Consider the following 12,073-nt stretch of genomic DNA (forward strand, 5'->3'; position numbering starts at 1 on the left):
CGGGGCCGGGGACGGCCCGCTGGCCAATCTCGCCGTCGGGGCCACCGCTCCGGCCACGGCCGCGCTGTCCCTCGGCACCAGCGGCGCCCTCCGTGTCGTACGCGACCGGCCCGGCGTGGACGAACGCTGCCGGGTGTTCTGCTACCACCTCGCGGACGGGCTGTGGGTACTCGGCGGGGCGGTCAGTAACGCCGGGGTCGTCGCCCAGTGGGCCGCCGAGTCCTTCGGCGGCGTCGACGTGGGCGATCTGCTGAAGGAGGCGGGCCAGGTGGAGCCGGGCGCCGAGGGCCTGATCGCCCTGCCGCATCTGCTCGGGGAACGCGCACCCTGGTGGGACCCGGACGCGCGCGGCGCCCTGATCGGGCTGCGCCGCGGACACGGCAGAGCCCACATGACCCGGGCCTTGATCGAGGGTGTCGGGCAGCAACTCGCCCTGGTGCGCGACTCGTTGCTCGCCGCCGACGCACCGATCACCTCGGTACGGGCCACCGGGGGAGCCCTGCGCTCCCCTCTGTGGGCGGAGATCGTCGCCGCCGCGCTCGACATGCCGCTGGAGATCACCGACGACACAGCGGGCTCGGGCTTCGGCGCGGCGCTGCTCGCCCGGTACGCACTCGGAGCCCTGCCCTCGCTGACCTCTCCGGTGCCCGGTGCCCGCGCCCACGGCACCGTGACCCCCGACCCGATGGCGGCGCGACGGCTGGCGGAGACCCGCGGACTCAGCGAACAGCTGTACCACCTCCTGCGAGAGGTGCAGAGGCCGCACCGATGACCACCGCGCCGGCGTCCCGCCGCAGTCGCGCCGCCTCCGCGACCGTGACCAGGGGAAGCAGGGCGAGCAGCGCGAACGCCACCCGGTAGGGGGCGGCGGGACCGGCCAGACCCAGCAGGGGCGCGATCGGGCCCGCCGCGTGCAGCGCCAGGGCGCCGAAGGCGACCCCGAGGCCGGCGGCGAGCTGCTGCACCGTGCTGGAGAGCGCGTTGGCGCCGCCGGTACGGTCCGCCTCGATGTCGGCGAAGCCGATCGTCGCGTACGCGCTGAGCGAGATGGACCGGCACACACCGCTCATGAACAGCACGGACACCACGACGGTCATCGGCGTGTGCGGGCCGAGCAGCCCGCACAGCACGAAGGTCACCGCCGTCGCGACCCCGTTCACCAGCAGCACCGTACGGAAGCCGAAGCGGCGCAGCAGCGGGGTGGTGAGCGGTTTGACGGCGACGTTGCCCGCGAACACCGCGATGAGCACCAGCCCGGCGGTGGCCGCGCTCCAGCCGAAGGCCCCCTGGAACATCAGGGGCAGCAGGAACGGCACGGCGGTGATCGACGCGCGGAACAGGGCGCCACCCGCGTTCGACACCCGGAAGGTGTCCACCTTCAGCGCTCCGAGGTCGAGCAACGGGCTCCGGCTGAGCTGGAAGTGACGTGTCGTCACCAGGCACAGAGCGACTCCCGCGGTGAACCAGGACGCGCCCGCGCCCCAGGCGGCGGGCACATCCCCGAACCGCTCCAGCCCCAGCACCACGGCCGCCAGCCCGGCGCCGCCGGCCCCGAAGCCCACCCAGTCGAGACGGGTGCGTTCCGTCCGCCGGAGATCGGGGACGAGCCGCTGGGCGAGCGGCAGCGCCAGCACGCCCAGCGGCACGTTCACCAGGAAGATCCAGTGCCATGAGGCGTACGTCGTGACCAGCCCGCCCAGCGCCGGTGCGAGGACCGGGGCCAGCAGCCCGGGCCAGGTCAGCCAGGCGATCGCCCGCAGCAGATCCGGCTTCCCGGTGGAGCGCAGCACCGCCAGCCTGCCGACGGGAACCATCATCGCCCCGCCGATGCCCTGCGCGACGCGCATCACCACCAGCTCGGGAAGCCCGTCCGCCGCCGCGCAGAGCGCCGAGGCGAGAGTGAACACGGCGATCGCCCAGACGAAGACCCGGCGGGCGCCGTAGCGGTCGGCGGCCCAGCCGCTCACCGGGATGAACACGGCCAGCGCGACGAAATACGCCGTCATGGCGACGCCGATGTCGGCCGGTCGTACCTCGAAGGACGCGGCCATGTCGGGGGCGGCTGTCGAGATGATCGTGCCGTCCAGGTTCTCCATGAAGAACGCCCCGGCGACCAGCAGAGCCAGTCCCCGGCCCGCTTCTGAGCCCTTCGGGCCGTCCCCGCTACTCACCGCTGCCTCTCCGTACTGTGTTGTCCCGACGATGGCCCGCCGGTGCCGGTGCCGGTGCCGGTGGGCACGGGCATCGGCGTCGGCGGACCGCTGTCCTGGATCTGCCCGGGAAGGACGACGGCTGTGGTGTCACCGCCGCAGGCCGTGGTGGTCGTCAGCTGGTGGGGGACCCCGGTGGAGGGCTGTTCCCGCCTTTCCCGGCGACCTCGGGGGTATCCGGGGAGGGGAGGGGCGGGGCCGCGACCGCGTACCGGGGCGACTCGAGGGCCCCGGCGTGAGCGCGTGGTGCCTGGCACTCGCTTCTTCGGGGGCCGTCGTCCGGGGACGTCGACCACCTGCAGTGCGTATGGCTGCCGTACCGCTGCCGTACGGCCTTCGTCGGTTCCCGACATGGTGCGGGTCCCCGGTGGGGCACGGCAGGGTCGGTCAGCCCTGCGCAGCCCCGCCCCCGGCGGTGGCGTGCACCGCGTGGCCGCCGAACTGCCGGCGCATCGCCGCGAGGGCCTTGAGCTGGTCCGCATCCGGCTTGCGGGAGGCGAAGCGGGCGAAGAGGGCGGCGGTCATGGCGGGGGCGGACACGGAAAGGCGTACCGCCTCCTCGACCGTCCAGCGGCCCTCGCCCGAGTCGTCGACGCGGCCGGAGAGAGTGGCCAGGCCCGGGTCCTCGTCCAGGGCCCGCACCAGGAGGTCGAGGAGCCAGGAGCGGACGACCGTGCCGTGCCGCCAGGAGGCGAGCACCTTGGGCACGTCGGGCACGTACTCGCTGGCCTCCAGCAGTTCGTAGCCCTCGGCGAGCGCCTGCATCATGCCGTACTCGATGCCGTTGTGGACCATCTTGGCGTAGTGCCCGGCGCCGACCGGGCCCGCGTGGCACAGCCCGTCCCGGTCGGGGGCGAGCGACTCCAGCAGTGGCCAGACGCGCTCGACGTGCTCGTCCTGGCCGCCACACATCACGGCGTAGCCGTTCTCCCGGCCCCAGACGCCGCCGCTGACCCCGCAGTCGACGTAGCCGATACCGTGCTCGGCGAGCATCCGGGCGTGCTCGGTGTCGTCGCTGAAGCGGGAGTTGCCGCCCTCGACGATCACGTCGCCGGGGGACAGCAGTTCCGCGAGCTGCCGCAGGGCCTGGCGGGTCGGGTCGCCCGAGGGGAGCATCAGCCACACCACGCGGGGTCCGGCGAGCTTCGCGACGAGTTCCTCCAGGGAGTCGGCGTCACGGTCGGGGGAGGTGCGGCTGTAGCCGAGCACCTCGTGGCCGCGGTCCCGCCAGCGGGCAGCCATGTTGCCGCCCATGCGTCCGAGTCCGACGATTCCTATCTGCATGTGTCTTCAGTCCTTCGTGCGGTGATCGGTGGGGTGGGGCGAGGCGCCGCGCAACAGGCCGAGGACGACGCTGTTGTCCAGGTCGCCGAGGCCCTGTTCCACGACCGCCGCGTACAGCCCGGCAACGGTCGTGGAGAGCGGCAGTGCAACGCGTTCGTCGGCGGCGCCGTCCAGGACGAACCCGAGGTCCTTGTGGAGGTAGCGGGCCGGGCCGGACGGGGTGAAATCCCCCTCCGCCAGGTGGTGCCGTTTCTGTGCGAGCACCTCGGAGGAGGCGAGCCCGCCGGCGAGTACGTCGAGCAGTGCGGCGGGTTCGAGGCCGCCGCGTTCACCGAGCAGGACGGCCTCGGCCAGCGCGACCAGGGTTCCGGCGACGACGAGTTGGTTGCAGGCCTTGGCGAGGGAGCCGGAGCCGGTGTCCCCGAGGCGCCGTACGGTCGAGCCCATCGCCTCCAGATACGGGCGGATTTGCGCGACCGTCTCGGCCGGGCCCCCGGCCATGATCGACAGGGTGGCGTCGCGGGCGCCCCTCACGCCGCCGCTGACGGGGGCGTCGACGACCGTGATGCCCTGCGGGCGCAGCTTCTCGGCCAGGGCGCGTACCGCGACGGGGGAGACGGTGCCCATCACGACCAGGGTGTCCATGACCGGCTGTCCGGAGCGCAGTCCGTCCGGGCCGTCCAGCCGCTCGATCACCTGGGGGAGGTCGGGGAGCATGGTGAGGACGACCGGTGCGGCGGCCGCTACCTGCTCCGGGCTGTCGGCGGTACGGCAGCCGGCGGCCGCGGCGGTCTCCAGCGGGGTCCGGCCGCGGTTCCAGGCGAGTACGTCGAAACCGGCCCGGGCGAGGTTCACCGCCATGGGCAGTCCCATGGCGCCGAGCCCGAGGAAGCCGACAGTCGCCGGACGGCCGGGCTGCCCGGTGCCGGTGCCGGTGCCGGGGCCGGCGCCGCCGTCGGCGACGCTCATGTGCCGGCTCCCGCAGGAGTGCTCTGACGAGCCGTCAACTCGACGAGACGGCCGATCAGTCGAGGGCTCTCGACCACATCCCGGTTGACCACGAAGGGCGGTACGCGGCCCGCCGACACCTCCAGCACGGCCCGGACCGCGCTGCCACCGTTCCCGGCGGACATCTCGTCCGTCCACGCCAGGGCGTGCGGGCTGAGCACGACCTGGTCCATGCCCAGCAACGGGTTGTCGGCGGCGGGCGGTTCGCTCTCGAACACGTCCAGTCCGGCGCCCCTGATACGCCGTACCCGCAGCGCGTCGATCAGGGCGACCTCGTCCACGATGGGTCCGCGGGCCACATTGAGGAGGACGGCCGTGGACTTCATCAGCGACAGCCGTCGCGCGTCGACGAGATGACGGGTCTCCTCCGTCAGCGCGCACATCACGATCACGGCATCGGCCTGCGCCATCACGGTGTCGACGTCCACGAGCCGTACGCCGAGCCCGGCGGCGGTCTCCGGCGGGCAGTAGGGGTCGTACGCCACGACGTCGACCTCGAACGGCCGCAGCAGTCCGACCAGATCGCGGGCCGTGTTGCCGAGGCCGATCAGACCGATACGGCGGCCGGTGAGCCCCAGGCCCATCCACTGTTCCTTCTCGGCCCAGCGCCCCTCCCGTACCAGCCGGTCCTTGGCGGTCACGTTGTGGAGCACGGCGAGCAGCAGGGTGAGGGCGGCGGTGGCGACCGGGCGCCGGGCGCCGTCCGGGGTGATGGTCACCAGGGCGCCGTTGCGGGTGCACGCGTCGAGGTCGACGGTGTCGTAGCCGACGCCGAACCGGGCGAAGAGGAGCGGGGGGCGGGCGGCGCCCTCGAAGGTGCGCGCCGTGACGGCGGGGCCGGCGAACAGGACGGCGTCCAGGCCGTCGACGTCCGCCGCGAGCAGTTCCCGGGTGTCGCGCGGCAGGTAGTGCCAGTCGACGCCGGCGGCGTCGAGTTCGCCGAGCCGGATGTCGCCCCACACGTTGCGGCCGTCCGCGTCCAGGAAGTCCCGGCTGACTCCGACTCTGAACCCCGCGGCGCTCATCACAGCACCGCGATCGGGTTGACGGGCGAGCCCGTGCCGCCGGGGACGTTCAGTGGGGCCACGACGAACAGGAACTCGTAGCGGCCGGCCTGCGCGCAGGCGGCGGAGAGCGCTTCGAGGTCGAGGTTGTCCAGCAGCGGCACGCCCATGGCGGTGATCGCGAGGGCGTGCACGGGGGAGTGCAGCCCTTCGACCGGGGAGGGCCGTACGTCGCTGTCCCCGTCGCCGCCGAGCAGCGCGATCCCGCGCTCGGCGAACAGCGGCATGGCGTCCACGTGGAAGCCGGCGCTCGCGTTGTCCGGGTTCCAGGCGCCGAGTTCGGCGCGGCGCCGGAAGTGGCCGGAGCGCAGCAGCACGGCGTCGCCGTCGCCGATGGTGATGCTGAGGGTCTTCTCGGCGGCGGTGACGTCCGCGGCGTGCACGGCCCGGCCGGGCTCCAGCCAGTCGGTGCCGAGGACGGCGGGCATGTCGATCAGTACGCCCTTGGTGACCAAGGGGCCGAGCGAGGACACGGCGCCGAAGCGGGCGCCGCCCGCGTCGACCACCTCGCGTGCGGTGCGGCCGTCGTAGAGCTGTCCGCGGTAGGCGATGTGGGAGAGCGCGTCGAGGTGGCTGACACCCTTGCCGTGGTAGTCGACGGCGATGAAGTCCTTGTGACAGGACGGTTCGGGGGCCTCGACGTCGCCGAGGTCGGACATGTAGTGGAGGGCGGGCTTGCCGTTGTCCGGGCCGGGCGCCGTGTTCCACGGCAGGGCCGTCGGGACGGTGGTGCCGGTGCGGACCAGGGCGGTGGCGCGGCGTGCGTGTTCGGGGGTGACCCGGTTCCAGGCGCCGCGGTCGGCGTCGGCCGGGGCCCAGCGGCCCCAGGTGCTCAGCTCGTCGAAGAGCGTGTCGAACTGCGCACGGGACAGAGCGGGTCCGTTGTCCGGTTCGGGGCCGGAGGCGTGGTCGCCGGGGGAGGAGGGAGATGGATCGTGCGGGCTGCTGGTCATCTGCTGCTCAGCGCTCCAAGGCTCGCAGGGTGTCGTCGGCCGGCCCGGAGGGCGCGCTACGGTCGAGTGGTCCCGAAGGGATGCGGGAAACTCGACGGCAAAGCGTGCGTCGACGGCATTGTCGTTCGGGGGCACACGAGAGACAATAGCCAATATGCTGAACGACGAACAGAATGATGGGTGGAGTTACTGGTGAGCGCAAGTGACCCGGGTAGTCTCGTTCCCGCAGTGACGCGGGCCGTGGCCATCCTCGACGCACTCGGCGAGGCGGAAGGGCGCCCGCTGTCGGTGAGTGAGATCGCGCGCGCCCTGGGCCTGCCGAAGTCCTCGACGGGCAACCTGTGTGCCTCGCTGGAGGCGGCCGGCATGATCGCGCGCAACGGCTCGGGCTTCGGCCTGGGGCGCAAGCTCGTCGAGTTGGGTGGCCGCTACCTGGCCACTGTCGATCAGCTGCGCGACTTCTACGAGCTGTGTCGGCGCAGTGCCCACATCTCGCGGGAGACCGCGCGGGTGGCCGTGCTCGACGGCTTGGACGTCCTCTACCTGGGGCGTTACGACGGCACGCAGCCGTTGCGGCTGACCGCCAACATCGGTGACCGCTTCCCGGCCAACTGCACGGCCACCGGCAAGGCCATCCTGTCCACACTGGACCCGGCGGTGGCCGAGGACCGGCTGCGCGGTCGCACTCTGCCCGCGCTCAGTGAGCGGTCCATCACCTCCGTGCCCGCCCTGATGGACGACCTGGCGAAGGCTCGGGAGCGCGGCTATGCGATCGACGACGAGGAGGCCACGGCGGGCATCCTCTGCCTGGCCGTACCGGTCAACGGCATCCGTACGGACTCGGCGCCCTTCGCGATCAGTGTCACCGTGCTCAAGGCCCGGCTCGACGGCGAGTTCCAAGAGGCCCTGTTGAAGGACCTGCGGACCATCGCCGCGGGGCTGACGAACCCCATGCTTCCGCAGGGGGCGCCGCTCGGCGGCTGAGTTTCGGGGGGCCTGCGCGCGCCCTCTTCGGTGTCATCCACGGCGGCCGTACGGAGATCTCTCCGTACGGCCGCCGTAACTTTGAGGCAATAAAAACCGGCAAAACCATTGACCAGCATGCTGGTAGCTGTACAGGATTCTGGTCGAGCCGATGGAATGGTCCTCGGCTGGCAGATCCCTTCGGAGAAGTCCGTGTATGACGCTCCCGATGACACAGCTGACACAGCTCCACACCGGCCCCTGGTAAGCATCCGGGGGCTGCGCAAGCGATTCGGCGGCACTCTCGCCCTCGCCGACGTCGACCTCGACCTTCACCCGGGCAGGGTTCTCGCCCTATTGGGTCACAACGGTGCCGGTAAGTCGACCCTGATCAAGGTCCTCGCCGGGGTCTACAAAGCGGACCAGGGCGAGGTCACCGTCGCGGGCCACCCGCTCGGCACCGAGGCGGCCTCCGCGGAGATGTCCTTCATCCACCAGGACCTCGGCCTCGTCGAATGGATGACGGTCGCCGAGAACATCGCACTCGGCACCGGCTACCCGCGCCGCGCCGGGCTCGTCTCCTGGAAGCAGGTCCGCGAGCGCAGCACCGAGGCGCTGGACATCGTCGCCGGTCACCTCGACCCGGACGCCGCGGTCGCCGACCTCACCCGCGCCGAGCGCTCCCTCGTCGCCATCGCCCGCGCCCTCTCCACCCGGGCCCGGCTCATCGTCCTCGACGAACCCACCGCGAGCCTGCCCGCCGCGGACTGCGCCCGCCTCTTCGACGTCCTGCACACCCTGCGCGACCGAGGACACGGCATCGTCTACGTCAGCCACCGGCTCGACGAGGTCTACCAGGTCGCCGACAGCTTCGCGGTCCTGCGCGACGGTCACCTCATCAGCGAGGGCCGCCTCGCCGACCACGGCCCCGACCGCATCGTGCGCGACATCGTCGGCCACGAAGCGGAGACCCACCGCCCCGAGCCCGGCCCCAAGGCCCCCACCGGCGAGGCCCCTACCGTGCTGCGTCTCACCGGTGTCACCACCGAGGGCGCGGGCCCCGTCGACCTGGAACTGCGCGCCGGGGAGGTCCTCGGCATGGTCGGTCTCACCGGCGCCGGCCACATGGACCTCGGCCGTGCCCTCGCCGGTTCCCGGACGATCCAGGACGGTGAGGCACTGCTCGACGGCAGGCCCTACCGGCCCGACTCGCCCGCCGCGGCCGTCGACGCGGGCATCGGCTTCGTCACCAGCAACCGCCAGGAGGAGGGCTGCGCCCTCGAACTCACCGTCAGGGAGAACTTCCTGGCCAACCCGCGGGCCGACAGCCGCTCCCCGTGGCGCTGGATCAGCCCGTCACGCGAGCGCGCCCAGGCGACAGCGCTGATCGAGAGGTTCGGCGTACGCCCGGCCAACTCCGAGGCACCCATCGCGACCCTCTCCGGCGGCAACCAGCAGAAGGTCATGATCGGCCGCTGGCTGCGCCTCAGCAGGCGCGTCGTGATCCTGGAGGAGCCGACCGCGGGAGTCGACGTCGGCGCCAAGGCGGAGATCTACCGCCTGCTCGACGACGCGCTCGCCCAAGGACTCGCTGTCCTCCTCATCTCCACGGACTTCGAGGAAGTCGCCGACGTGTGTCACCGCGCCCTGGTCTTCGTACGGGGCCACGTGACCGCCGAACTCAGCGGCGAAGCCCTCACCGTCACCGAACTCACCCACGCCGCGTCGGCCATGCCGGCGCTGACCGGAACGGCGGACAACTGATGGCCACCGAGACCGAAGCCGCCCGCCCGCGGGCCGACCAGAGCGGTACCCCACCGCAGGACGGGACCGTCGGGGACGGCGCAAGCAAGGGAACACCCCGCGGGTCGCGCAAGCAGTCCCCGGGCGGCGCCGACAAGGACGCGAGCAGCGGCTCCATCGTCGCCCGGCTGCGCGGCGGCCACCTCATCGGCACCTACGGCCTGCTCGGCCTGACCCTCCTGCTGTTCGTGATCTTCGCGCTGGCCCTGCCGGACACCTTCCCGACGATAAACAACGCCTCGTCGATCCTGTCCAACCAGTCGATCCCCGCGATCCTCGCCCTCGGCGCGATGATCCCCATCGTCACCGGCAAGTTCGACCTCTCCGTCGGCTACGGACTCGGCTTCGCCCACGTCCTGGCCATGCAGCTCATCGTGAACAGCGGCTGGCCCTGGCCGATCGCCTGCGTCGTCGTCATCCTCGGCAGCGGCATCGTCGGGGTACTCAACGGCCTGCTGGTGGAGTTCGCCAAGATCGACTCCTTCATCGCCACCCTCGGCACCGGCAGCCTCCTGTACGCCTGCACCGGCTGGATCACCGACGGCGCCCGGATCGTACCCGGCCCAGGCGGCCTGCCCCCGGCCTTCACCGACCTGTACGACTCCACGTTCCTCGGCCTGCCGGTCCCCGCGTTCTACGTCCTCGCGCTCGCCGTGGTGCTCTGGCTGCTGCTGGAGCGCCTGCCGCTCGGCCGCTACCTGTATGTCATCGGCTCCAACGCCCGCGCCGCCGACGTCGTCGGCATCCCCACCCGCCGGTACGGCATCTACGCCTTCGCCGGTTCCGGACTCGTCGTCGGCTTCGCGGGCGTCCTGCTCGCCGCACAGCAGCAGATCGGCAACCCGAGTGTCGGCATGGACTACCTGCTGCCCGCCTTCGTAGGCGCCCTGCTCGGCTCCACCGCCATCAAACCGGGCCGCGCCAACGCCGCCGGAACCGTCGTAGCCGTCGCCATCCTCGCCATCGGCCTGGCCGGCATCCAGCAGCTCGGCGCCGAGTTCTGGGCGACCTCCCTGTTCAACGGTGGCACGCTGCTCCTCGCGGTCGGCCTGGCCGGCTACTCCGCCCGCCGCCGGCTGCGCGCCGGCGCCAGTGCCACCCGCCGCTCACTGTCCACGCCCGGGACGGAACCCGCGACGGAGCAGCCGGCTCCTGCCGCGATCGGTTCGTCCGTGCCCGTTCCGTCCGCCACCGCCGCGTCCGAAGACGACGCGCCGCACACCCCCTGACCGCGGACAACCTCCGCGCCCTGACCGCGGACAACCTCCGCGCCCGTCTCGTCGCCTGCTCGCCTCCCGCCTTTCGCAACTTTCTCAAGGAGCACCGCCGTGTCGTACCACCCCACTCGCAAGGCAACCATCAGAGCCATGGCCGCCCTGGCCGTGCTCACCGCTTCCGTCGCAGGCTGCACCCGGGGCTCCGAGAGCGCCGGCTCCACCTCCGTCGGCGAGTCCTCGAAGGGCGGATGTCCGGCCGTCCTGGCGAAGGCGAAGAAGGCGGTCGCGGGCGCCGAGGCCGTCGACGCCCCCTGGGGTGGGCCGACCACGGGCCCCAAGGCGGTCGCCGGCAAGACGGTCGTCTACGTCGCCCAGAGCATGACCAATCCCGGCGTCGCGGGCGCCGCCGAAGGCGTCAAGGAGGCCGCCAAGGCCATCGGCTGGAAGGCGCGGATCATCGACGGCCAGGGCACCCCGGCCGGTATCCAGGCCGCCGTCAGCCAGGCCGTCGCCGTGAAGCCCGACGGCATAGTCCTGTCCGGCTTCGACCCCAAGTCGACCGCACAGCAGGTCGCGCAGGCCAACGCCGCAGGTATCCCGCTCATCGGCTGGCACGCCGTCGGCACCCCCGGGCCCAGCAAGACCCCGAAGCTCTTCAGCAACATCACCACCAAGGTCGAGGACGTCGCGAAGATCAGCGCCGACTGGGTCATCAGCCAGTCCAACGGCCGGGCCGGCGTGGTGGTCTTCACCGATGCCTCCATCCCGTTCGCCAAGGGCAAGTCGGACCTGATCGAGAAGGAACTCGCCACCTGCTCCGACACCAAGGTGCTGTCCACCGCCAACATCCCGATCGCCGACGCCAGCAGCCGTACCCCCCAGGAGGTCTCCGCGCTGCTGTCCCGCTTCGGCACCAAGTGGACGCACTCGGTGGCCATCAACGACCTGTACTTCGCCGACGCGGCACCCGCGCTGCGGGCGGGCGGCAAGCAGGGCAACGGTGCCCCGTTCAGCATCGGCGCCGGCGACGGCGACCCCTCGGCCTTCCAGCGCATCAGCAGCAAGCAGTTCCAGGCGGCCACGGTGCCGGAACCGCTGTCCGAGCAGGGCTGGCAGATCATCGACGAGTTCAACCGCGCCTTCGCCGGCAAGCCCGCCAGCGGCTACATCGCCCCGGTACACATCACCACGGCGGCCAACAGCGGCGGCGGCTCCTCCTGGGACCCGGAGGGATACCGCGAGGCGTACCGGAAGCTCTGGGGCAAGTAGGCGACCCCGTCCGGCGCCGGCACGTCCTTCCCGTCCCTTCCGCCCCTCCCGTGCCTCCCCGGCGGGAGGGGCCGCTCCCTCGGCCCCGGTCTCCTCTTCTTCCGTCCGTCCCCACATTCCCCACGTCCTCACATTCCTTCCGTAGACACAGGAGCTCACGCGTGAATCCGCACTCGACCGCTTCCGCCCCCGCGTGGACCGATGTGGACCAGCGGGCCGTGGACACGGCCCGAGTCCTGGCAGCCGACGCCGTACAGAAGGTCGGCAACGGCCATCCGGGTACGGCGATGAGCCTCGCGCCC

Annotated in this window: 11 protein-coding genes; 6 read left to right on the forward strand and 5 right to left on the reverse strand. The window is 72.0% G+C overall.

Annotated features, from left to right (window positions below):
* On the forward strand, positions 1–772 hold a 772-nt coding region (locus tag AWZ10_RS31605), incomplete at its 5' end, for an FGGY-family carbohydrate kinase (RefSeq protein ID WP_244172606.1).
* Here the strand turns inward: AWZ10_RS31605 and AWZ10_RS31610 are convergent.
* The 5 genes from AWZ10_RS31610 to AWZ10_RS31630 form a co-directional block, all read right to left on the reverse strand.
* The gene (locus AWZ10_RS31610; RefSeq protein WP_060892669.1) at positions 720–2,171 is read right to left on the reverse strand and encodes an MFS transporter; all 1,452 of its coding nucleotides are present in this window, start codon (positions 2,169–2,171) and stop codon (positions 720–722) included. The genes AWZ10_RS31605 and AWZ10_RS31610 overlap by 53 nt on opposite strands.
* A gap of 426 nt (positions 2,172–2,597) precedes the next feature.
* The gene (gnd, locus tag AWZ10_RS31615) at positions 2,598–3,494 is read right to left on the reverse strand and encodes a phosphogluconate dehydrogenase (NAD(+)-dependent, decarboxylating) (RefSeq protein ID WP_060892670.1); all 897 of its coding nucleotides are present in this window, start codon (positions 3,492–3,494) and stop codon (positions 2,598–2,600) included.
* A 6-nt stretch (positions 3,495–3,500) separates the two neighbouring features.
* Complete coding sequence (locus AWZ10_RS31620) at positions 3,501–4,463, reverse strand: NAD(P)-dependent oxidoreductase (RefSeq protein WP_060892671.1); 963 nt, start codon at positions 4,461–4,463, stop codon at positions 3,501–3,503.
* Positions 4,460–5,527 (reverse strand): NAD(P)-dependent oxidoreductase, encoded by a 1,068-nt coding sequence (locus tag AWZ10_RS31625; RefSeq protein WP_060892672.1) that lies wholly within the window; start codon positions 5,525–5,527, stop codon positions 4,460–4,462. Before AWZ10_RS31625 ends, AWZ10_RS31620 begins: the two co-directional genes overlap by 4 nt.
* Positions 5,527–6,519: a cyclase family protein gene (locus AWZ10_RS31630; protein ID WP_060892673.1), complete on the reverse strand. Its 993-nt coding sequence runs from the start codon at positions 6,517–6,519 to the stop codon at positions 5,527–5,529. Before AWZ10_RS31630 ends, AWZ10_RS31625 begins: the two co-directional genes overlap by 1 nt.
* A 192-nt stretch (positions 6,520–6,711) precedes the next feature.
* Between AWZ10_RS31630 and AWZ10_RS31635 the strand changes: the two genes are divergently transcribed.
* The 5 genes from AWZ10_RS31635 to AWZ10_RS50590 all read left to right on the forward strand — a co-directional run.
* A complete protein-coding gene (locus tag AWZ10_RS31635) occupies positions 6,712–7,503 on the forward strand; it encodes an IclR family transcriptional regulator (RefSeq protein ID WP_244172607.1) in 792 nt (263 codons plus the stop codon).
* Positions 7,504–7,695: 192 nt separating this feature from the next.
* On the forward strand, positions 7,696–9,246 hold the full coding sequence (locus tag AWZ10_RS31640; protein ID WP_060892675.1) for a sugar ABC transporter ATP-binding protein: 1,551 nt from the start codon (positions 7,696–7,698) through the stop codon (positions 9,244–9,246).
* Positions 9,246–10,514, forward strand: a complete 1,269-nt coding sequence (locus AWZ10_RS31645) for an ABC transporter permease (RefSeq protein ID WP_079104510.1) — start codon at positions 9,246–9,248, stop codon at positions 10,512–10,514. The genes AWZ10_RS31640 and AWZ10_RS31645 overlap by 1 nt, the downstream gene beginning before the upstream one ends.
* Before the next feature lie 138 nt (positions 10,515–10,652).
* Entirely contained in the window at positions 10,653–11,771 is a 1,119-nt protein-coding gene (locus tag AWZ10_RS31650) for a substrate-binding domain-containing protein (RefSeq protein WP_060892676.1), read from the forward strand.
* Positions 11,772–11,932: 161 nt separating this feature from the next.
* Positions 11,933–12,073 (forward strand): hypothetical protein (locus AWZ10_RS50590; RefSeq protein ID WP_159058414.1); only part of this gene is annotated, 141 nt, incomplete at its 3' end.

Source organism: Streptomyces europaeiscabiei (assembly GCF_001550375.1).
GTDB lineage: Bacteria > Actinomycetota > Actinomycetes > Streptomycetales > Streptomycetaceae > Streptomyces > Streptomyces europaeiscabiei.